The organism is Stenotrophomonas sp. (assembly GCF_035634915.1).
Classification (GTDB): domain Bacteria; phylum Pseudomonadota; class Gammaproteobacteria; order Xanthomonadales; family Xanthomonadaceae; genus Stenotrophomonas.
This window is the reverse complement of the sequence record NZ_DASQCB010000005.1, coordinates 54,801-75,665: the sequence shown is the minus strand read 5'-3', so window position 1 is coordinate 75,665 and position 20,865 is coordinate 54,801. Positions and strand designations below refer to the sequence as shown.

The following is a 20,865-nucleotide window of genomic DNA, read 5'->3' as shown; positions in this document are numbered from 1 at the left end:
CGGCAGCATGCTGACCCGTGCCCTGATCGTCGTGCTGGCCATCCTCAACGTAGGCGTCGCCAGCTGGTGGCTGCTGCGCAGTGAACCCGCGCCGGCCACGCCGCCCCAGCCCGCCACCGGCGTGGCCGAACTGCGCTGGCTGCCGGGCGGCACCGATGCCGCTGCCGTGGCGGAGACCGCCGCCACCGCCGCGCCGACCGAGGCACTGCAGGAGCGCGAGGCTGCGCCCAGCGCTGCCGTGGCCGCTACCGAGGCACCGGCAACCACACCGCCCGCCGCCGCCGCCCCGACCGCGGAGGCCGCGCCTGCCGTGGCCGCTGCCGCCAAGCCGGCCGAGCCCGTTGTGCAGAAGCCCGTGGTCGAAACGCCTGTCGTGGAGAAGCCCGCCGCGCCGCCGCGCTGCGTCGCCCTCGGGCCGTTCGCCGACCGTGCCGCGGCCGTCGCCGCACAGGGCCGCGCCGGCAAGCTGCTGGCCCCCGCGCGCCTGCGCGAACAGCCCGCCGCCAGCGGCAGCACCCGCTACCGCGTGCTGCTGCCGGCCGCTGCCAGCCGCGAAGACGCCCAGGCCATGGTCAAGCGCATCGTCGCTGCCGGCCTCAGCGATTACTACATCATCAGCCAGGGCGAAGAGAGCAACGCCATCGCCCTAGGCCAGTACCGCAACCGCGAAGGCGCCGAGCGCCGCATCGCGGCCGTGCAGGCGGCCGGTTTCCAGCCGCGCCTGGTGGCCAGCGGCTATGCCGGGCAGTGGTGGCTGGAAGGGCAGCTGGCCGCCGGCAGCGAACCGGCGCAGGCACAGCAGCGCAGTGGTGCCGCGCAGCAGCGCGCACTGGACTGCACGCGCCTGCGTTAACCGGCCTGGCGTTCCTGGGCGAGCCGGTAGGACAGCAGCGATTTCACCAGGAAGGTCACCTGGGTGGTCGAGCGCGCATCCACGCGCAGCACCGGCAGGTGCATGCCCGCTGCGAACAGTGCATCGCGGAATTCAGGCAGCAGGAAACCGGGATGGTCGTCGGTGCGGGTGACGCCCACTGCCAGGCTGGCCTGCGGCGCAATGCGGGCAAAATCCTGCAGCAGTTCCAGCGTGGTCTGCACCGGTTCCGGTGTGCCAGCACTGACCAGCACCACCACGCCCAGCGCGCCATCGGCCACCAGTGGCCACATGAAATCCAGGTAGCGCTGGCCCGGCACGCCGTACACATGCAGCAGCTCGCCATCGTCCAGCGCGATGGAGCTGTAATCCATCGCGACGGTGGTTTCGGTCTTGTCGGCGCTGGCGTGCTCGCTCAGCGGCATTTCCGTGCTGACCGGCTCCACATCGGAAATCGCACGCACGGCCGTGGTCTTGCCTGCGCCCATCACACCCACGAACACCAGCTTGTTGGCAGGCAGGTTCATGCGGCATGGCCTCGCGGCAGACCCAGCCCGAAACGGCGCGCCAGGCGCAGCAGGAACGGGGTATCGCCAGGTGCGGCGCGGCCTGCGCCGAGGGCGCGCGGGCTGACAGAAGGCAAGGCAGACTCCGGGGACAGCGCCAGCCCGCAGGCGGACGCGGCCGAGAAAAGGGAGGCCATCGTGGCACGGGGAAGACGACAATGCTGTGCCAGCGTGTCCAGATTGCACGCACCGGCATGCAGGCGGGCGATGGCCGGCAGCCACGCGCTGGGCACTTCGGCCGCGGTCAGGTCGGGCCAATGGCGCAGCTGCAGCGACGCCGGCGCCGCTGGCAGCAGTTCCGGGCGGTGCTGGGCCAACGCAAAGTACAGCGCTTCCAGCGATTGCCGCTGCGGCAGCCGGTAGGCGTACTGGTGCTGGAAATCCGCCGGGTCCATCACCTGGGCCGACCACGAGGTGGCGTCCAGCTGTGCGCAGACATCGGCCAGGGTGGCCTGCGCCGGCAGCGCGATGCTGCGCGTGTGCCGGTCCAGCAGCAGCCACATGGCACCGCGTTGCAGCAGGTGCAGCTGTGCCGGCTCCGGGGCATTGGCCAGCTGCAGCAGCAGCGGCGTGGCAGATGCCGCTGCCAAGGTGCGGGCTTCCTGTGCGGGTGTGGCCGCTGCCGTGGCCAGCAGCAGGCGCAGCTGCTGGTTGAAGTCGCGCACGGTGGCGCCGTGCGGCAGCAGGCCGTCCAGTACCTGGGTCGCGCGGCGCGACAGGCGCAGGGTGGCCATGCCCGCCGCGTGCGCATCGGCCAGCACGCCCCGGCTGTCGGGGTGGTCTACATGCACCACCAGCAGGTCGGCCGGGGTGCCATCCCAGTCCCGCACCGCCACGTCCATGCGCTCGGAAAGCAGCAGCGAACAGGCCAGTTTCAGGCGGGTGTGGTGCAGCAGATCCAGGCCGGCAACAGCCACCTGGAAGGAGCGGATCGGAGTGTTCATGGCGAAGAAGCGAAGGGTGGGGCACTGCCGCGCAGCACCCCACGAGGGGCAGCAATCAGCTGAAATCGAGGGTCTTTTCGACCGACTTCAGTTCATGGCGGGCCATGGCCAGGTTGGACTTGCTACGGTCCAGCACCACGTACAGGAACAGCAGCGGATTGCTTTCCAGCGGACGGATCAGGTGGTACTGGCTGGACAAGGTGATCAGCACGTCCTCGATGCTGTCCGACAGGCCCAGCGATTCGGCCACGCGGCGCTTGGCACGCACCACTTCGGTGTTGCCGGCGGCGGCCAGTTCCAGGTTGATGTTGCCGCCGCCGAGCATGGCCAGGGCCATGCCGCTATCGCTGTCGACCAGTGCAGCGCCGACGAAACCGGCGATGCCGTTGAGTTTTTCCAGGGTGAAGTTGGGCACGAAAAATCCTTTTGGGTTCCAAGGGAAAGCACACGGAAACAGCGCAGGCCGGGCCTGCGCAGGCGAGGTCGAACAACGGGAATCAGGGCGTGCGGGCGTCCAGTACCGGCATCAGCCGCTGCGCACATTCGCGCGCGTGGAACAGCAGCACGGCCAGGTTCAATTCGGGGCGGCCCACGGCGGTCAGCGTCATCGGGCGTGCCGCAGCGATGCGGATCAGCACCACATTGCCCATGCGCGTGCAGATGGTGGCGTAGTCGGCTTCGCTCAGTTTCAGCTCGCGCGAAACGGTCTCGCCCAGGGTCAGGAACGAGTTGGCCATGGCCGCGATGCGGCGGCCGTCAGCATCCAGGCTGGACGCCTCGGCAATGGCACGACCATCGGCGGTGGACAGCATCAGCAGGCTCAGGCTGCTTTCGCGCTCACGCGCCTGTGCGAACACCGCCTCGATGGCGGTGACGTCGTACATCGAACTTGCAGCCGGCGCTTCGCCCTGCGGGCGAACCAGCTGGTGGATCGTACTGCGCTGCACGGCCATCTCCCCTGCGGACCGTCTGCGCGATCCATGCGAAACAACGAAGTCAAGCAATCTAGTGCTGAAGTGTGAAATCTAGCACGCAATCGATTTCATCCGTCCGAACGCTGGCTAAATGGTTTCGTGTGTTACCAACGTCAAGTCTTTGACGGGGCTGAGATTTGCGGGCGGGCTGGGCGTCTGGGCTTCGGCCATGCCGCGGCCCATGTCGTATCTGGATTCGCAGGCGGGGGCGCGACTAGGCTAGAATCCACCGCGCGCCGCTGCATGCGCGCGCCATGCCGCTTTAGCTCAGTTGGTAGAGCAACTGTCTTGTAAACAGTAGGTCATCCGTTCGATTCGGATAAGCGGCACCACACCCGTGTGCAGGGGAGTCCTGAAGAACCGGGTTGTCAGTGAAGAGGCCAGCGCCCTGCGCTGGCCTTTCTGTTTTCTGGCCTGACGTCGCATCTGGCCTTGCCCCGTATGGCGTGACGACTCAGGCTCGGTCTCCAGCGGCGCGTCTGGCCGAATGGCGCTGCCCAGACCGTGCTGTCCGGTCTGCTGGGCGTACGTCAGAGCGCCATCGCCTACTGGGTGAAGAAGGGCACGATCCCTTCCAAATGGCACAGCCGCCTGCTCGCGCTGGCGTTGGAACGGAAGGTCCCGCTCACCGCTGCGGATCTGGTTGCCTGGGATGAGCCGGCAGCTCAGGGTTTCTCCGGGGAACCGCAGAGTCTGCAGCCTCCGCCGCTGACGGAACCGGCCGATGGCTCAGCCGAGCAGCCCTTCCTGTTCTACCAGGCATCGGATGGGGCCATCAAAGTCCAGGTCCGTGTGGAAGACGAGACGATCTGGGCTTCGCAGCGTGGCATGGCGGAGATTTTTGATGTACAGCGGAACACGATCAACCATCATCTGAAGAGCATCTTTGATACCCAGGAATTGATGGAGGAGGCAGTTAGTCGAAATTTTCGAATAACTGCTGCTGATGGGAAGGTGTACAACATCAGGTTCTACAGCCTGGATGCGGTGATAGCGATGGGTTACCGCGTCAGCTCTTACCGGGCCACCCCGTTCCGGATCTGGGCCACCTCCGTTCTCAAGGAGTACATGCTCAAGGGCTTCGCCCTTGATGATGACCGCCTGAAACAGGGGAAAGCACTGTTCGGCAGGGACTACTTCGAAGACCTGCTGGAAAAGATTCGTGAGATCCGCGCCTCCGAACCACGCTTCTATCAGAAGATCACCGATATCTACGCGCAGTGCAGCGTCGACTATGACGCACGGTCCCCCATCACTCAGCGCTTCTACGCGCATGTCCAGGACAAGCTTCATTACGCCAAACATGGCAAGACGGCAGCCGAGTTGATCTCGGCACGTGCAGATGCAAACAAGCCCGCCATGGGTCTGACCTCCTGGAAGAACGAAGGGCGGGGCGGCAAGATCACCAAGTCTGATGTAACGGTGGGCAAGAACTACTTGAGCCAGGAAGAGATCAATGATCTTGAATTCCTGGTCAGCATGTATCTGGACTGGGCGCCCAACTTCGCGCGCCGCCGCAAGACCATGACCATGGCCGATTGGGCGACGCGCTTCGACGGATTTCTGGAATTCAACGCGTACGAAGTGCTCGAAGGCTACGGCCACGTCTCGCGGGAAGAGGCCGAACGCCTGGCTGCGACCGAGTATGAAAAATTCCGCATCGTCCAGGACAAGGAATATCGTTCGGACTTTGATCGTGTGGTCGAAGATGTGAAGGTCCGCCGGAAGCTTCCGCCTTCCCGCAATTGAGGCTGGGCCCGCGGTCCAACGGCCAGCGGAGCATTACCGTCCGGAAACGGCGAGCATGCTTCGCTCCCACCCCGCAGACTCCAGTGCCCCCATCGCTGGACTACCCATGCTCAACCGCTACGAACACTTCGTACATCTGCACCGCCAGAATGAACTGCTGGCCTTGCCGGTGGCATGGGGCGCTGCCTCGGCCCGTATGGCGCAGCAGTGTGGCGCCCGCGCCATCGGCACCTCCAGCGCGGCACTGGCGTGGTCCTGCGGCCACGCAGACGGCGGCGCGTTGCCCGTGCCGATCCTGCTGCAACGCGTTGCCGAGATCATGCAGGTCACCGCGCTGCCGGTGACCGTCGATATAGAAGACGGCTACAGCGTTGATCCGCTGGAGGTCGCAGCCTTGGTGCAACAGTTGGCCGCGCTGGGGGTGGTCGGTATCAACATCGAGGATGGCGAAGGCGATCCCGAGCTGTTGAGCGCCAAGATAGTCGAAGTACGGCGCACACTCGGCGCGCAGCCGATGTTCGTCAATGCGCGCACGGATGTATATCTGCGCGGCCTTGCCCACGGTGAGGCTGCCATCAGGATGAGCGTGGAGCGCCTGCAGGCCTACGCCCGGGCCGGTGCGCTGGGCGCGTTCGTACCCGGGCTGCAGCAGCCGGAGGACATCGCCGCACTGGCGGCGCAGGTCCCGCTGCCACTCAACGTAATGTGGCTGCCGGGAATGCCATCGAACAAGGTGCTGCACGCCGCAGGCGCCCGCCGCCTGAGCGCTGGGCCCGCCCTGTTCCAGCACGCGTGGGCGAGCGCAGCGGCCGCCACCCGCGCGCTGCTGGCCGGCACGCTTGCCGCGGATGACACGGCGCCGGACTACGCCACGCTCAACGCACTGTTCGCATAGCCGGCTGGCTCGCACGCAACCAAGCTGGACGAGGGGACCGCCTCTGGGCGATTCAGCCCCCTCGAGCCCCGCTCTCCGTCAGCTGCCCACCCGCGCCTGCAGGGCCACGTATTCCGCCAGCCCCCGGCAGGCCAGCATCAAGCCCTCGCGCGCGCCATCGCCGATGTCCTCGTTCTCCTCGCCATCCACGCGCACGCGTTCGTTGGCGTGGTAAAGCTCCAGCAGGGCAACCAGACCGGCGGCGCTGCGGTCGCGGCGCGCGGCCGCCGTGGCGGTGCCTGTCGCGTTGACCGGGCCGGACCAGGGCTGGCCGTCGGCGGCATCGCCCAGTGCGATGGTGTACAGGCAGTTGCGCAGGGTGATGGGGGAGGGCGCTTCATTCGCGGCGGCGAAGGCGGCTTCCAGCGGCTGCGCCAGTTCGGGCGGCAGCTGCAGTGCGGCATCGCCCAGGGTGGCGGTCAGGTACGGGTGGCGGGATTTGGACATGCGGGCATCCTCGGCAGGAACGGAGGTGCCACCGGCAAAGGTGGCGGACGATGCGTGGCTTCCAAGACCGTGTCAATGAGCCGGCGGGCACAAGGCCCCCACGCACCGCCCGCCATACAGCTGCAGACGGATTGCCAGCCGGCGTCGCCCACACGCGAGCGACGCCGACCGACAAGCGTAAACATCATTGACAACTCGGGCTTGGAAGTCCCGGCTACCCGATGCAGGCAGCAATTCATCTTGGGCACGCAAAGTCGTGACGTGCCAATCAATTGTTCCGATGAATCCGGCGTTCCCGAAAGGAAAAATGAATTATCGCAATTGGCCTGTTTTTCGCGTGCTGCAGGCAAAAACGACACCCAGCGCAGCGCCCTGCCAGAAGCGTTGACGCACGCGCCTCCATCGCCCTGCTGCGGGCCACGCGACACAAGCATTGCAAAGCTGCCTTAACACCTGCGCTGGGCATTGCACAGACGCAACGCAGCGCCAAGCAGATCGCTCACCGCTGCCCGGTATCGCCCGGCACCAGGTGCCGCCACGGGAATACATCCTGCGCGAAATGGCTGACGTAACCGCCCATGCCGGCCTGGATGACCATGAACTGCAGGCCGGGCCTCAGGGCTTGAAGCGTCTGCAACTGCGCCAGCGAGAGCGCGCTGTTGCGCAGTCGGAACGTATGCAGCGGGGCAATGGCATCGCTGGTGAACAGGCGCTGATACGCGGCGAAAGGCGTCACCGCATCGGCCTCGCGCGCATCGGCCCAGGTGAACTGCAGTTCGGTAGATTCGGTGAAATCCAGCAGTCCCAGCGCCGGCAGAGTGCGCGCTGCGGCCAGATGTTCGATGAAGTGCTGGGTATCAAAGCCGCCGCCAATCCGCAGCAGGTTCAGGTGCGGCAGCGGCACGTCGAAGAAGCGGGCGTCGGGCGCGTTGGGCACCACCAGTTCGGTCAGGTACGGCGCACGGCTGGCGAAGCGGGCGATCTCGCCGCCTTCCTCCATGATCGATCCCGCACGCTGGATCAACGAGGTGTTGTGGTGTTCCGGCGCGGTGGGCGCGATCACCAGCGAACGCAGCCGCGGGAACTGCACATTGCTGTCCAGCAGTGGCGTGAACTGCCACTCGCGGGTGCCATTGGCCCCTTCATCGCCGCCGCTGAAGCACAGCGACATCACACTTGACGCTACCGCTGGATCGGACAGGCAGGCCAGCGTCCATTCAAACGCCTCATCCCACGGGTTGCCGAAGAACTCGACATGCAGACCGCCGTACAGCGGTGCCACGGTCAGCCGTGTCTGCAGTGCCGACCACAACGGCCCGGTCGGATCGGTGATGTCCAGTTCGTACTCGTCAGCCTCGTCCAGGCTGAAGGCATGGATACGCTGCTGCAGGTCGAGCAGCGCCTGCTGTGCGGCGGTGAAGGGGTGGGGGGCCATGCGCTGTTCCGGTCATCCTTGGGAAGAGAGGATAATAGCGTCGGCAGGTGACGCCCCGGCCTGACGTTGGCCGATCGACACCGTGCTGCGCAATTGTGCGCGTGCTGGCCACGCAGGGGGGGGCTGATCCCTGCTGCACCGCCGCGAGTGGTGTCACATCCCTCTGGCTAGACTGTGCTTCTTTTACGTCTGCAGGAGGCACCCATGGCCCATCCCATTTCCGTCACCCTCATCGGCGTGCCCACCGATGTGGGCGCGGGCCATCGTGGTGCGCGGCTCGGCCCGGAAGCCCTGCGCGTGGCTGGCCTGCCGGAGGCGCTGGCGGCACGCGGCGTGGACGTGCGCGACCTGGGCAACCTGGACGGCCCACGCAACCCGTGGACCGCGCCGGTACAGGGTTACCGCCACCTGGACGAGGTGGTGGCCTGGAACCGCGCGCTGATGGACGCCAGCTACGCTGAATTGCAGGCCGGGCGCATGCCGATCATGCTGGGCGGCGACCATTGCCTGGGCATCGGCTCGATCACCGCCGTGGCCCGCTGGTGCCGCGAACAGGGCAAGACCCTGCGCGTGCTGTGGCTGGATGCGCATTCGGATTTCAACACCAGCGATGTGACCCCGTCGGGCAACATCCACGGCATGCCGGTGGCCTGCCTGTGTGGCCTCGGCCCGCAGGCGCTGACCGAACTGGGCGGCAGCAGCCCGGCCATCACCCCGGCGCAGATGCACCAGATCGGCATCCGCTCGGTGGACCCGGACGAGAAGCGCTTGATCAAGACCCACAAGGTCGATGTGTACGACATGCGCTACATCGACGAGAACGGCATGAAGCGCACCGTCGAAGCGGCGCTGGCTGGCATCGATGAGAACACCCACCTGCATGTCAGCTTCGATGTCGATTTCCTCGACCCCAGCATCGCCCCGGGCGTGGGCACCACGGTGCCGGGCGGGGTGAACTACCGCGAAGCGCAGCTGGTGATGGAGATGATCGCCGACAGTGGCCGCATGGGCTCGTTGGACATCGTTGAACTGAACCCGCTGCTGGACAAGCAGAACGCGACCGCCGAGCTGGCCGTGGACCTGGTGGAGAGCCTGTTCGGCAAGTCCACGCTGATGCGTGATTGAGGCCGGCGAACCCCCGGGCTGAATGGTTCCGACCCCTGTTCACACTCGCTGCACGCGGCAGACGCCAGATTGCACTTCACGCGAGGCCTTCCCGTTGCGGGTCGGCCCAGCGCGATGGAAAACCATGTAGTGGCGAACCCCAGGAGAAAACCATGAAGCGTGTCGTTGCCCTGATGCTGTTGTCGATGTTCTCGGTGGCCATGCTGGCTGGCTGCAATACCGTTGCCGGTGCCGGCAAGGATGTGCAGAAGGCTGGTGAGAAGGTCGAGGATGCCGCCAAGGGCAACTGAGCCCGGGGTGGTACCCAATGAGAAAGGCCGGGCATCGCGCCCGGCCTTTTTCGTGCGCGCACGCATTGCCGCGTAGTGAACCATTCAAGCAGGTGAGTGCGCCTTTCATTGCGGGTTGACCGTTGTTCAACAGCCCCTGCGCGAAGCTGGGGCCACGGTAAGAACGCCGTTGCAACCAAGGATTCCAGCAATGAACAAAGACATCATTTCCGGCAAGTGGTCGCAGCTCAAGGGCAAGGCACAGGCCAAGTGGGGCGATCTGACCAACGACGATTTCGATGTGGCCGAGGGCAATGCCGAATACTTGGCAGGCCGTCTGCAGGAACGCTATGGCTGGGCCAAGGACCGTGCGGAGAAGGAAGTGCATGAGTTCTCCGACAGCGTCCGCAAGGATTACCCGGACTACAGGTAAGTCCCCTGCGCTTCCCCCACAGCCCGACGTCCGTACCGTGATGGTGCGGGCGTCGTGCTGTCTGGCTCAGCGCGAGGGCGGGTCGGGCACGTAGCGGTTGGGGAAGGCCTGCGGTTCGCGCGGCAGGCGCGAGGGTGCATCCAGCACGATGCCGCGTGCGCGCAGGTTGCGGGCGCTGTCGTAGCGCAGCTCCTGCACCTGGGCGGGGGTGCGGCTGGCGCGCTCGAAGGCGGTGTTACGCACCTGCGAGGTCTCGCGCTCGCCGTGGCCGGTGCCCAATGCCGGGGCCTGCGACTTGGCGGCATACCCCTCGGCACGGCTGGCGCTGCTGTCAGCGGCGGCCTCTGCGGCCGGGGCCGGCGGCGGCAGCTGGCGCAGGCGGGGTTCCGGGCGGGGCTGCGGGCGCCAGCGGTACATCTCGTTGAACACCGCGATGCCGATCACGCCCACGTTGTCCGGCCGCCCGGTGCGGCTGGCGTAGCTGCCACCCGGGCTGCTGAAGACGAACTGGGCCACCTCGTCCTGGCTCTTGCGCCAGCCGGTGATGTCCGCGCTCTGGCCGGGGTTGAGCACGTAGCCGGTCTGCGCAGGGTTGGCATCCTCGCCGGAAATGGCATTGATGCCGTCCACCGACAGCACCACCAGCACGCGACGTGGGCTGTCGTTGTACAGGCGCACCGCATAGCGATGGCCGCGCTCGCCGGCCACCCAGCGCTGGCCGTCGGCCGGGTAGCTGCGCAGTTCGGTGCCGCGGTCGCGGTCGATGAGGGTCATCCGCACCGGTCCATCCTGGGCGACCGGCGGCGGCAGCGGGGCTGGCCGGAAGCCGGCCAGGGGCAGGATCAGCAGCAGGGGCAGCAGGCGTTTCATCGGGCGTCTCCAGCGGGGTTGGGTGAACAAACGCACCGCAGGCCCTGACGGGGTTGCCCACGTGCGCGGTAAACTGGCCCCGTTCATCGAAGGTTACCCCTACGCAGTCATGACCACCCGAGTCCTTACCGGCATCACCCCCTCCGGCACGCCCCACCTGGGCAACTACGTTGGCGCCATCCGTCCGGCCATTGCCGCCAGCCGCGCTCCGGGCATCGAGAGCTTCTTCTTCCTGGCCGACCTGCACAGCCTGATCAAGGCGCAGGACCCGCAGCGCACCCAGCGCGCGACCCTGGAGATTGCCGCCAGCTGGCTGGCCTGCGGCCTGGATGCCGAGCACGTGTGGTTCTACCGGCAGAGCGATATCCGCGAGACCACTGAACTGATGTGGTTCCTCACCGCCATCGCCAGCAAGGGCATCCTCAACCGCGCGCACGCCTACAAGGCGGCGGTGGACAAGAACCGCGAAGAGGGCGTGGACGAGGATGCAGGCGTCAGCGCCGGCCTGTTCATGTACCCGGTGCTGATGGCTGCCGACATCCTCATCTTCAAGGCCAACCAGGTGCCGGTGGGCCGTGACCAGATCCAGCACATCGAGATGGCGCGCGATTTCGCCCAGCGCTTCAACCACGTGTACGGCAAGGAATACTTCCCGCTGCCGGACGTGGTGATCGACGAACAGGTGGCCACCCTGGCCGGCCTGGACGGCCGCAAGATGAGCAAGAGCTACCACAACACCATTCCGCTGTTCGCCCCGAGCGAGGAGCTGAAGAAGCTGGTGTTCTCCATCCTCACCGATTCGCGCGCACCGGGCGAGCCGAAGGACACCGAGGGCTCGGCGCTGTTCCAGATGTACCAAGCGTTCGCCACCCCGGAACAGACCGCCGAATTCGCCAAGGCCTTCGCCGCTGGCATCAGCTGGGGCGATGCCAAGCAGCAGCTGTTCGAGCGCATCGACGGCGAGCTGTCGCCGCTGCGCGAGCGCTACAACGCGCTGATGGCCGAGCCGGAGAAGATCGAAGCGCTGCTCAAGCGCCGTGGCCAGCAGCTGCGCGAGCAGCTGGCCGCCCCGCTGCTGGAGGAGCTGCGCCATGCGGTGGGCCTGCGTGACCTGTCCACGGCCGGCGACATCGCCAGCGAAGACGCTGGCGTGGCCCGCGTGGCACCGCCGCTGTTCAAGCAGTACCGCGAGAAGGATGGCCGCTTCTACTTCAAGCTGACCGCCGGCGACGGCACGCTGCTGATCCAGAGCGAAGGCTTCGATTCGCCGCGCGATGCCGGCCAGCTGATCGCGGTGATCAAGCAGGCCGAGCAGGGCGACCAGCTGCAGAGCGAGCTGTTCAAGCTGGAAGCCGAGGTCGATGCCGTGCTGGCCGCGCTGGCGGTGCTGCGCGCCGAATGACAGGTAGTGCCGGCCGCTGGCCGGCAACCGCACGGGACATGCCGGCCAGCGGCCGGCACGACCACGGCATTGCACCCATGGCATGATGCCCACGCGCCCCCGGCGCGATGACATGGAGTCTGCGATGGCCTGGTTGTCGCTGCTGCTGTTCCTGCCCTGGTTCCTGCTGCTGGGCAGCCTGTACTGGCTGTTCCCGCGCCAGCCGCGCACCGCGCGGCGGCGCCTGTTCGATACCACCACCCTGGCGCTGGCCTTCGCCCTGAGCATCGGCTCGATGCTGTGGGGCTATCACATCGGCCGGGTGCAGCCCGGCGCCGGCCCGATCTGGCCGCAGGTGCTGGCCGTGCTGTACGCCTATGGGGCCTTCCTGGCGGTGCTGGTGCTGGCCCTGCTGCTGCGGCCGCGGTACCTGGCCCGGTAACCCCGCTTTTGTAGATTCGAGCCATGCTCGACTGCTTTTCCGCCCAGTCGAGCATGGCTCGACTCTACAGAAGCCCTCTCCGACCAAAGCCGCATCGAACCGGCCCGGCGCACGCGCCTACCATGGGGATCTGTTCCTGCCAGGTGCGTGCCGATGACCGCCGATCCCAGCATCCATACCATCGATACGGGCTTCCAGCGGCCCGATTTCGATGCGGCTTACCTCCTAGTCGAAGAAGGCCGTGCGGCCTTCGTCGACTGCGGCACCGGCCTGTCCGTGCCGGCCATGCTGCAGGCGCTGGCCGATGCCGGGCTGGGCGTGGAGGCGGTGGACTGGCTGCTGCTGACCCACGTGCACCTGGACCACGCCGGTGGCGCCGGCCTGCTGATGCAGCAGCTGCCGAACGCGAAAGCCGTACTGCACCCGCGCGGCGCGCCGCACATGATCGACCCGACCCGGCTGATTGCCGGTGCCACGGCGGTCTACGGCGCCGAGGAAATCGCACGCAGCTACGGCCGCATCGAAGCGATTCCCGAGGCCCGCGTGGTGGTGGCCGAAGACGGCCACCGCATCGATCTGGCCGGCCGTGAACTGCTGTTGCTGCACACGCCGGGGCATGCGCTGCACCACTACTGCGTGTGGGATGCGCGCAGCCGCAGCTGGTTCACCGGCGATACCTTCGGCATCTCCTACCGCGAGCTGGACAGTGCGCAGGGTGCCTTCATCTTTCCCACGTCCTCGCCGGTGCAGTTCGATCCGGAGGCAATGAAGGCGTCGATCCAGCGCATGCTGGGCTACGGCCCGCAGGCGATGTACCTGACCCACTATGGCCGCGTGCAGCAGGTGCAGAAGCTGGCCGACGACCTGTTCGAGCAGATCGATGCGATGGCGACGATCGGCCGCCAGTGCGATGGGCGCCCGGACCGCCACCGTTGCCTGCTGGCGGCGCTGCAGGCGCTGTATCTGGAACGTGCACAGCAGCATGGCTGCGCGCTGGACCAGGCCGCGGTGGCCGAGGTGCTGGCGATGGACATCGAGCTGAACGCACAGGGCCTGGCCTGTTGGCTGGACCGCGCATCCCGCTGACCGGGACGCCTGCGCGGCGGTGTCACGACCACGTTACACTCTGGTGACTCCCCTTCCTGCCGTGGTATTGCCGTGAATCCGATGCGCGTGTTGCTGCTGTCGTCCTGCCTCTTCGTCGGTGGCCTGGCCCATGCGGCCAACGACCTGCCCGGTGGCGGCATCGATCCGCAGGCACTGTCGCGCCACGTGCAGGTGCTCGCTTCCGATGAATTCGAAGGCCGCGCACCGGCCAGCGAAGGCGAAGAGCGCACCGTGCAGTACCTGATCGAGCAGTTCCGCAGCTACGGCCTGCAGCCCGGCGGCCCCGATGGCAGCTGGGTGCAGCAGGTGCCGCTGGTGCGCGCGCAGCTGGACGGCCCGGCCAAGGCCAGCCTGCAGCTGAAAAAGGGCAAGCGCACGCTGGCCAATGGCGTGGACGTGACCCTGCAGAGCCTGCAGCCGCGCAAGCGCGTGCAGATCAACAACGCACCGCTGGTGTTCGTCGGCTACGGCATCGACGCACCGGAGCGCCACTGGAACGATTACAAGGACGTGGACCTGCACGGCAAGATCGCCGTGGTGCTGATCAACGACGCCGACTTCGAAGCCGATGCGCCGGGTGCGTTCGATGGCAAGGCGGTGACCTACTACGGCCGCTGGACCTACAAGTTCGAGGAAGCCGCGCGCCGCGGTGCCGAGGGCGTGCTGATCGTGCACGAGACCGCGCCGGCCGCTTACGGCTGGGCCACGGTAAAGAGCTCGGGCACCTCGCCACTGTTCGACATCGAGCGCAGCCAGGCCGAAGCGATGGCCCAGCACACGCCGCTGCGTGGCTGGATGCAGCGCGAGCTGGCCGAGGCGATCTTCGCTGACGCCGGCCTGGATTTCGACGCCGAGAAGCGCAAGGCCATGCAGGCCGACTTCCGTCCGGTGGTGCTGGACAACGCGAAGCTGAGCGTGGATTTCGCGATCAAGCGCGAGCCGGTGGTGACCCGCAACGTGGTGGCCAAGCTGCCCGGTGGCGAGCATGGCGATGAGGCCGTGATCTTCTCCGCGCACTGGGATGCGTTCGGTATCGGCCAGCCCGATGCCAAGGGTGACCGCATCCGCCACGGCGCCATCGACAACGCCACCGGCGTGGCCACCGTGCTGGAACTGGGCCGCGTGTTCGCTGCCGGCCCGCAGCCGCAGCGCAGCCTGTACTTCGTCGCCCTGACGGCCGAAGAGAAGGGCCTGCTGGGTGCCAGCTACTACGCCGCACACCCGCTTGCACCGCTGGAAAAGACCGCCGCCGTGCTGAACATCGAAATGTTCAGCCCGGACGGCGCGACCCGAGACATCGCCTCGTGGGGCAAGGGCCGGGTGTCGCTGGAAGGCGACCTGGAACGCGTGGCCAAGGCCCGTGGCCGCAGCTACAGCCCCGATCCGAACCTGGAAGCGGGCTTCTTCTACCGCGCTGATCACTTCGCCTTCGCCCGTCTGGGCGTGCCGGCCATCACCATCGGCCCGGGCCTGGACAAGCTGGACGGCGGCGTCGAGGCTGGCCGCGCGCTGCGCGAGAAGTACTTCGCCGACTGCTACCACCAGGCCTGCGACGCCTGGACCCCGAGCTGGGACCCGGCCGGCCACGCCGCCGACACCCTGCTGGTCTACGACCTGGGCGCCGAGCTGGCCAACAGCCGCCGCTGGCCGCAGTGGGAAAAGGAGTCGGAATTCCACGGCGCCCGCGAGAAGAGCGACGCCGCCCGCCGTTGAGGGAGTGCCGGCCGCTGGCCGGCAATGCGGCATGACGACGCGCGGATGACGTCGCGGTATGACGACGGGGGTAGAGTCGACCGTTGGTCGACTTCGCGCGGAGCGCGGGTTCAATGCGTGGTGAGGAAGAGCAGTCGACCAACGATCGACTCTACCCGGCCGCCATCATCGGCGTTGGCGCAACAGCCATTGCCCAGGTCGACTGCCAGCTGCAGCACCCGTGCGGCACAGAACACCAGCAGCGCCACCCCGAAGCCGATGCGCGGCCATGAGGCCTGCGCGCTGGGGCGACGCAGCAGCCACCGGCATTGCACCGGTGGCTGCGATCAGTACGACGCCCTACCTGCGGGTGCCGTCGAGCCAGTTCGGGCCCTTGTTGGTCAGGAAGAACACGTACACCACCAGCGATACCGCGATGGTGGCGGTGACATAGATGGCGAACCAGTCGACGTGGCCGGTCTTCAGCGCGCCCTGGTACAGCAGCGGGGCGGTACCCCCGAACAGCGAGTTGGCCAGCGCATAGCCCAGGCCCACGCCCAGTGCACGAATGTGCGTGGGGAACAGTTCGGCCTTCACCACGGCATTGATGGACGTGTAGCCGGTGAGGATGACAAAGCCCAGCGCCAGGGTCAGGAAGGCGAGGGTGGCATCGTGCTGGTGCGGCAGCTGGGTAATCAGGTACCAGCTGTACAGCACGCCGCCCACGCCGAAGAACACCAGCAGGCTCTTGCGGCCGATGATGTCAGACAGCCAGCCGCCGACCGGCTGCAGCACCATCAGGACGGTGAGCACGGCCAGGTTGATCACGGTGCCGGTCATCGGGTCGTTGCCCGCGAAGGCGCTCTGGATCATCTTCGGGCCGTTCACCGAGTAGGTGTAGAAGGCAATCGTGCCGCCGGCGGTGATCAGGAAGCACAGCAGCAGCGGGCGCCACTGGTGCACGAACAGCTCGTACATCGAACCGGACTTCTTCGCCTTGCCCTCGCGTACGGCTTCGATGGACGATTCTTCCATCGTCTCGTCCATGCCGCGGCGCAGCCAGAACACCACCACGGCAGCAATGCCACCGATGCCGAAGGCGATGCGCCAGCCGAATTCGGAAATTTCCGGCTTGCCCCAGACATTCAGCATCAGGAACAGGGTCAGCTGCGCCAGCACATGGCCACCCACCAGGGTGACGTAGTGGAACGAGGACAGGAAGCCGCGGCGGCCGGGAATGGCGGCCTCGGACATGTAGGTGGCGCTGGCGCCGTACTCACCGCCGGTGGCGAAGCCCTGCAGCAGGCGTGCGAACAGCAGGATGATGGCCGCCCAGATGCCGATGCTGGCCGCGGTGGGGGTGATGGCGATGAGGAAGGAGCAGACGGCCATCAGGGTGACCGACACGGTGAGCGCCAGGCGACGGCCGTGGCGGTCGGCGAAGCGGCCGAAGAACCAGGCACCGATCGGGCGCATCAGGAACGTGGCGGCGAAGATCGCCCAGACGTACATGGTGGAGTTCTTGTCTTCGGGCGAGAAGAACTGCGATTCGAAGTACACGGCGAACACCGAGTACACGTAGACGTCATACCACTCCACCAGGTTGCCGGCGGAGCCTTTGAGGGTATTGGAGATGGAGCGGCGCAGCGCGGCGCCGTCGGTGCTGGGGACAGCAGGTTGGGACGTGGTGCTCATCTGGGTGAGGATCCTCGATGCGGTGCTTCCATGCGGGAAAGATCGGTGCCAGGGGCGCGCGTGGGGCGCTGCCAGCCAGCCTCCTAGGTACTGCATCCCACGTCAACGCCGGGTGCCGGAGGGGCGGGCAGGGCATGGGGACCGCACAGGGTGACAGCCGGTGGAGGAAGGGACCATAGCTAGATCGTCGTACGCGATGGTCCCCATTTGTCACATGATCGACTCAACGAAGCGCTGAAGCCGACCCATCGACCGGGGAAACGATGGCATCCCTGAAGTTTCTCCTGGCCCACCTCCTCAGAATGGCTGCGCTGGCTGCCAGAAGCGCTACTGACACCAGAAGCTGCCACATCGGCACTTCCACGTAGAGCAGGCGGATCGGCATTGCCGCCATTGAAGTGAACGGAAAGAGCGACATGGCCTGCATGAACAGTCCCTCCGGTGCCCGGAGACCCCCAAAACCGATCATGATCATGGTCAAAGGAAAGGCCGCGAGGGTGTTGCGGAATGCTGAATGGGGGGACCGGATTGCGGTAGCGCACGCGGCAAAGAACCAGTTCCACAGCATGAGACCCAGGAAACAGAATGCAAACAGGCCAACTACGAGGCCCAAGCTCCGGCCAGAAAAGTCTGTGAACACGCTGGTCGATCCCGACATGAGCATCCAAGCGAAAGCCGCGTAAACGCCATAGATCGTGATCGTCTTCATTCCATGACAGATGGATGCTGCAACTTTGCAGTCGAGCCAGAAGCCCGGCGCAGAGGCACTGAGGATCATCTCTGTCACATGAGCAAAGCGCTCGCCGAGCAAGCCCTGAAACAACATGCCCAGGCAGCCGAGAATGGCAAGTGTGGTCAGTACGACCATGCTGATCGAAAGAGCGGTGAGTGATGAGTTCGGGAGAACCGGTACCCCGGAGAGATCCATTACCTTCAGTGACGCCGGTGAATCAGCATGCTGCTGCTGGTCGGCGGACACTCCGAGCGTCTCAAGCAAGCGTTGACGCTGAAGCGAATCGAGCGTGCGTTGCAACTCGGCGATCCAGCCGGGTGACTGTGTGACGCGGAGTACATAGTCACCTGAGTCCATCGATAGCGTTGGCTGTCCGTCAGCGGCAACGCCGCCCTGGGTATTGGTGAAATGGAAGCGTCCCTCACTCATTCCGGCCACGGGAGTTCCTCCGGCTGGAATCTGGATCGTGGTCGCGGCTTCCCTCGCCAGAATGGCATCGCCTCCCAGTTTCACCAAAGCAATCACTGCCAGAAGGAGAAGACCCACCAGCTCGCCGCGAATATCCAGGTGCCGCCTGAACTCAAAGCCGCTGACCCTGACATAGTGGCTCATGCGCATGCTCTCTCCTCCCGTGACGTTGATGCCTGCGATGGGGAATCGCCCAAGTCATCCTGGTCATGAGCGCCCGCGGGCAGATGAAGGTCCTCAGCCTTGGCAGGCTGGAGTTGCGCGTTCTTGAGCACCAGGATCCTTCCGCAGAATCGCTGCAGAAGTTCAATGTGATGCGCCGACAGGAGCACCGCTGTACCTTGACGCGCTGCGGCCGAGATCAGCTCGACGACCGCAACCTGATTGACCGGATCCAGTCCTGAAAAGGGCTCGTCCAGTACAAGCACCTTCGGTGAATGAAGCATGCACGCTGCAATCTGGAGCTTCTGCAGGTTGCCCTTTGACAGGCTGGAAACCCGGTGTGACGCGCGATCAAGAAGCCCGATCTTGCCCAGCCAAAGGTCACGTGCGCGGACCGCATCCGATCTCGTCATGCCTCTCATGGCAGACCAGAACTCCAGTGACCGGCCTACGGTAACTTCGGGGAACAGGCTCCGGGCTTCCGGCAGATAGCCGATGTCAGACCATGGAGCCCGCGCTCCGCTCTCACTCCCGGCAACGGAGACGACGCCGGAATCGACCGCGATGAGGTTGCAGAGGATACGGAACAGCGTCGTTTTGCCGGCACCATTGGCCCCTATGATTCCGACAATCTCTCCAGCATCGACCTGCACTTCCAGGTCATGCAGGATTACGCGTGATCCGTAAGTTTTGCAAAGGCGTTCAGCGTGCAGCATCTGAGGCTCCCTTCTCAATCCTTTCGGCAATCTGTCGAGCTCTGGATTGCATGAAACGGCTGTGCCGGCTCTCAACCATTGCGATCAACTGCAGCGACGCCTCACGGCTGCGAGAATTTGCGACCAGCGCCTCCAATGCAGCCATCCGTACACGCTCCATTGGATGGCATCGGAAAATGTCTCTCAGCAGCTGCTGCGCCTCTCCATCCGTATCTCCGCCGGCAATCAGGAACAGGGCGGATGCACTGGACCGATTGATGATCTGTGAGATCGTCCCTGTACCAGGTTCAAACTCATACTGATCCATGGTTACGCTTCTCAGGGAGTGCTCCATGATGTTGATGCTCACGGAGAACTCATCGGGTGCCATTTGCTGGTGTACGTCCCTGAACGCCCTGTATAGAAGGATGTTTCCCTTCTTCAACTGGGAGCGCTCGGTGAAGCGAAGATCCACTTTCTCGCCAGGGACTCCGGCTACGGAGGCGTAGTCGTACTCAAAGTAGTCGCTTTCGTATCCAGGTCCCTGGTAGCCAATCGTCAGAAAGTTGAAATTGTGGTCATGCGGAACACCGTAGAAGAATGCTCCGGGGCCACTTGCGCCAAGAATCTCGTCATTCTTTCCGGGCCAGAAGCATGCGCGAATGAAGTAGCTCTGACCTGAATCCTGGGGGGCGTGAAGCATGATGACTTGTGGTGTGTAGTCATTGTCGACCTGAATTTCCTTCGAATCCTTGAGCTCGGCGCAAATGACATCGCTGAGAAATGTACGGTTGTTTCCCAGCCTCTTGAGCATGGGAGCCATCGCCAACATCGAGTGTTGGTCACGTGGATCGAATGACGATTGCTGGAGGTGATCGACAAGATCCGTCAGTGTGATCGAATCAATCGACGGGTCTACTATCTGGACGGGCATGGAATTTCATCCTTGTTCCAATGAGCGGGCCGCGAGGTTTCTGATCTCATCATTCGGATCGTCTTCTCTCATTTCCGACAGCCGCGTAGAGGCCGATTCCGCATCGACCTGATAGAGCGCCCTGAGAGCACTCCAGCGCACGAACGTCGTCGGATGGTGAGATAGATCAAGAAGCGAACTCACAGCTCCGTTGCCGCATAGATGCGCGAGTGCCGCAGCGATGAGCTGGAGACGGGAGTCAGTGACGCTGGCTGCTGTGCAGCCGGCCAGCCGGCTGGTCCTGAGGGAGAAGTGCCTGGTTGATTCACATCTCGGCAGCGCGGCAAGGCAAACGACCATCGACGTCGGCGCATCCCCTTGGAGCAGTCGCATGCCCTGTCTACCGCCCTCAAGAAACACGAAGTCTCCTGATCGGGAGTCCCCATTGGAGGGAGGGCCCAGCACCGGCGCCGCCGCCGCGTCGTGCACAACGGAGAACGTCTGGTGGTTGACGTGCTCTGTCTGCGCGAAGAGCACCAGCGAGTCCGTCCCGGTGATCGTGATCCCTGTCTCGATGTTTCCCTCTGAAGCTGCCGTGAGCTGGCACGGCGGCCTGTGCATGTAGTGAACCTGCACGAACTCGTCCTTGTAGATGACCATCCCAGCCAGAGGGTGCTTGACGAAGAATCGTCCAGGCGTCGTGTAGAGCGCGCTTTCAAGATGGTTCCGGCATTCCCTGCCGAAGTGCTGCTTCAGCGTCGCCAGATCGAACTCCCGGCAGATGGAAAGCATCAATTCACGATTCATCTCGGCGCTGCCGTCACCGCGGATGCGTTTGCTCCAGCCGCGAATTCGATTCGCTTGTCCTGTTGCTTCAAGCGCGCTGAGGAGTGAGGTGTTCCTTCCATGAGCAGTCTTCAGTTTCTGAAGCTGGGAAGGATCATCAGCCAGATCAAGCAT

At 65.2% G+C, this 20,865-nt stretch carries 23 protein-coding genes and 1 tRNA gene; 11 read left to right on the top strand and 13 right to left on the bottom strand.

Going from position 1 to position 20,865, the window contains the following annotated elements:
- Window positions 1–7 precede the first annotated feature (7 nt).
- On the top strand, window positions 8–853 hold the full coding sequence (locus tag VER16_RS04520) for an SPOR domain-containing protein (RefSeq protein ID WP_324805729.1): 846 nt from the start codon (window positions 8–10) through the stop codon (window positions 851–853).
- Here the strand turns inward: VER16_RS04520 and VER16_RS04515 are convergent.
- The 4 genes from VER16_RS04515 to VER16_RS04500 form a co-directional block, all read right to left on the bottom strand.
- Complete coding sequence (locus VER16_RS04515; protein ID WP_324805728.1) at window positions 850–1,398, bottom strand: GTPase; 549 nt, start codon at window positions 1,396–1,398, stop codon at window positions 850–852. The two genes, VER16_RS04520 and VER16_RS04515, sit on opposite strands and share 4 nt — an antisense overlap.
- Window positions 1,395–2,381 (bottom strand): hypothetical protein, encoded by a 987-nt coding sequence (locus tag VER16_RS04510; protein ID WP_324805726.1) that lies wholly within the window; start codon window positions 2,379–2,381, stop codon window positions 1,395–1,397. The genes VER16_RS04515 and VER16_RS04510 overlap by 4 nt, the downstream gene beginning before the upstream one ends.
- 55 nt (window positions 2,382–2,436) lie before the next feature.
- Window positions 2,437–2,796 (bottom strand): roadblock/LC7 domain-containing protein, encoded by a 360-nt coding sequence (locus VER16_RS04505; protein ID WP_324805724.1) that lies wholly within the window; start codon window positions 2,794–2,796, stop codon window positions 2,437–2,439.
- 82 nt (window positions 2,797–2,878) lie between these two features.
- A complete protein-coding gene (locus VER16_RS04500) occupies window positions 2,879–3,328 on the bottom strand; it encodes a roadblock/LC7 domain-containing protein (protein ID WP_324805722.1) in 450 nt (149 codons plus the stop codon).
- A 283-nt stretch (window positions 3,329–3,611) separates the two neighbouring features.
- Between VER16_RS04500 and VER16_RS04495 the strand changes: the two genes are divergently transcribed.
- The 3 genes from VER16_RS04495 (at window position 3,612) to VER16_RS04485 (ending at window position 5,999) form a co-directional block, all read left to right on the top strand.
- A tRNA-Thr gene (locus VER16_RS04495) sits at window positions 3,612–3,687 on the top strand.
- A 172-nt stretch (window positions 3,688–3,859) separates the two neighbouring features.
- On the top strand, window positions 3,860–5,104 hold the full coding sequence (gene rhuM, locus VER16_RS04490) for a RhuM family protein (RefSeq protein ID WP_324805720.1): 1,245 nt from the start codon (window positions 3,860–3,862) through the stop codon (window positions 5,102–5,104).
- A gap of 106 nt (window positions 5,105–5,210) precedes the next feature.
- The gene (locus tag VER16_RS04485) at window positions 5,211–5,999 is read left to right on the top strand and encodes an isocitrate lyase/phosphoenolpyruvate mutase family protein (RefSeq protein WP_324805718.1); all 789 of its coding nucleotides are present in this window, start codon (window positions 5,211–5,213) and stop codon (window positions 5,997–5,999) included.
- 78 nt (window positions 6,000–6,077) lie between these two features.
- Here the strand turns inward: VER16_RS04485 and VER16_RS04480 are convergent, their stop codons facing one another.
- Both VER16_RS04480 and VER16_RS04475 read right to left on the bottom strand, forming a co-directional pair.
- Window positions 6,078–6,485: a hypothetical protein gene (locus tag VER16_RS04480; protein ID WP_324805716.1), complete on the bottom strand. Its 408-nt coding sequence runs from the start codon at window positions 6,483–6,485 to the stop codon at window positions 6,078–6,080.
- 499 nt (window positions 6,486–6,984) lie between these two features.
- Window positions 6,985–7,920, bottom strand: coding sequence for a hypothetical protein (locus tag VER16_RS04475; protein WP_324805714.1), 936 nt, complete (start codon window positions 7,918–7,920; stop codon window positions 6,985–6,987).
- Between the two features lie 204 nt (window positions 7,921–8,124).
- On the opposite strand from VER16_RS04475, the gene rocF reads away from it, so the two are divergent.
- The 3 genes from rocF to VER16_RS04460 all read left to right on the top strand — a co-directional run bounded on the left by rocF (window position 8,125) and on the right by VER16_RS04460 (window position 9,747).
- The gene (gene rocF, locus VER16_RS04470) at window positions 8,125–9,045 is read left to right on the top strand and encodes an arginase (protein WP_324805711.1); all 921 of its coding nucleotides are present in this window, start codon (window positions 8,125–8,127) and stop codon (window positions 9,043–9,045) included.
- Between the two features lie 152 nt (window positions 9,046–9,197).
- Window positions 9,198–9,335, top strand: coding sequence for an entericidin A/B family lipoprotein (locus tag VER16_RS04465; protein WP_053520147.1), 138 nt, complete (start codon window positions 9,198–9,200; stop codon window positions 9,333–9,335).
- 190 nt (window positions 9,336–9,525) lie between these two features.
- Entirely contained in the window at window positions 9,526–9,747 is a 222-nt protein-coding gene (locus tag VER16_RS04460) for a CsbD family protein (protein ID WP_324805708.1), read from the top strand.
- Between the two features lie 66 nt (window positions 9,748–9,813).
- On the opposite strand, the gene VER16_RS04455 is transcribed toward VER16_RS04460, so the two are convergent.
- The gene (locus tag VER16_RS04455) at window positions 9,814–10,617 is read right to left on the bottom strand and encodes a hypothetical protein (RefSeq protein ID WP_324805706.1); all 804 of its coding nucleotides are present in this window, start codon (window positions 10,615–10,617) and stop codon (window positions 9,814–9,816) included.
- A gap of 109 nt (window positions 10,618–10,726) precedes the next feature.
- On the opposite strand from VER16_RS04455, the gene VER16_RS04450 reads away from it, so the two are divergent.
- The 4 genes from VER16_RS04450 (at window position 10,727) to VER16_RS04435 (ending at window position 15,260) form a co-directional block, all read left to right on the top strand.
- Complete coding sequence (locus VER16_RS04450; RefSeq protein ID WP_324805704.1) at window positions 10,727–12,019, top strand: tryptophan--tRNA ligase; 1,293 nt, start codon at window positions 10,727–10,729, stop codon at window positions 12,017–12,019.
- A 124-nt stretch (window positions 12,020–12,143) separates the two neighbouring features.
- Window positions 12,144–12,440, top strand: coding sequence for a hypothetical protein (locus tag VER16_RS04445; protein WP_108760625.1), 297 nt, complete (start codon window positions 12,144–12,146; stop codon window positions 12,438–12,440).
- A 153-nt stretch (window positions 12,441–12,593) separates the two neighbouring features.
- Window positions 12,594–13,526 (top strand): MBL fold metallo-hydrolase, encoded by a 933-nt coding sequence (locus tag VER16_RS04440; protein WP_324805701.1) that lies wholly within the window; start codon window positions 12,594–12,596, stop codon window positions 13,524–13,526.
- 81 nt (window positions 13,527–13,607) lie between these two features.
- Window positions 13,608–15,260 carry a M28 family metallopeptidase gene (locus tag VER16_RS04435; RefSeq protein ID WP_324806273.1) on the top strand — a complete coding sequence of 551 codons (1,653 nt, stop codon included), beginning with the start codon at window positions 13,608–13,610 and terminating at the stop codon, window positions 15,258–15,260.
- A gap of 110 nt (window positions 15,261–15,370) precedes the next feature.
- Here the strand turns inward: VER16_RS04435 and VER16_RS04430 are convergent, their stop codons facing one another.
- The 6 genes from VER16_RS04430 to VER16_RS04405 form a co-directional block, all read right to left on the bottom strand.
- The gene (locus VER16_RS04430) at window positions 15,371–15,574 is read right to left on the bottom strand and encodes a hypothetical protein (protein WP_324806295.1); all 204 of its coding nucleotides are present in this window, start codon (window positions 15,572–15,574) and stop codon (window positions 15,371–15,373) included.
- Window positions 15,575–15,599: 25 nt separating this feature from the next.
- Window positions 15,600–16,934: an MFS transporter gene (locus VER16_RS04425; protein ID WP_324805699.1), complete on the bottom strand. Its 1,335-nt coding sequence runs from the start codon at window positions 16,932–16,934 to the stop codon at window positions 15,600–15,602.
- Between the two features lie 223 nt (window positions 16,935–17,157).
- On the bottom strand, window positions 17,158–18,279 hold the full coding sequence (locus VER16_RS04420) for an ABC transporter permease (RefSeq protein ID WP_324805697.1): 1,122 nt from the start codon (window positions 18,277–18,279) through the stop codon (window positions 17,158–17,160).
- A complete protein-coding gene (locus VER16_RS04415) occupies window positions 18,276–19,013 on the bottom strand; it encodes an ABC transporter ATP-binding protein (RefSeq protein ID WP_324805695.1) in 738 nt (245 codons plus the stop codon). Before VER16_RS04415 ends, VER16_RS04420 begins: the two co-directional genes overlap by 4 nt.
- Window positions 19,000–19,926 (bottom strand): transposase, encoded by a 927-nt coding sequence (locus VER16_RS04410; RefSeq protein WP_324805693.1) that lies wholly within the window; start codon window positions 19,924–19,926, stop codon window positions 19,000–19,002. Before VER16_RS04410 ends, VER16_RS04415 begins: the two co-directional genes overlap by 14 nt.
- A 6-nt stretch (window positions 19,927–19,932) precedes the next feature.
- Window positions 19,933–20,865, bottom strand: coding sequence for a HEAT repeat domain-containing protein (locus tag VER16_RS04405; RefSeq protein ID WP_254051196.1), 933 nt, complete (start codon window positions 20,863–20,865; stop codon window positions 19,933–19,935).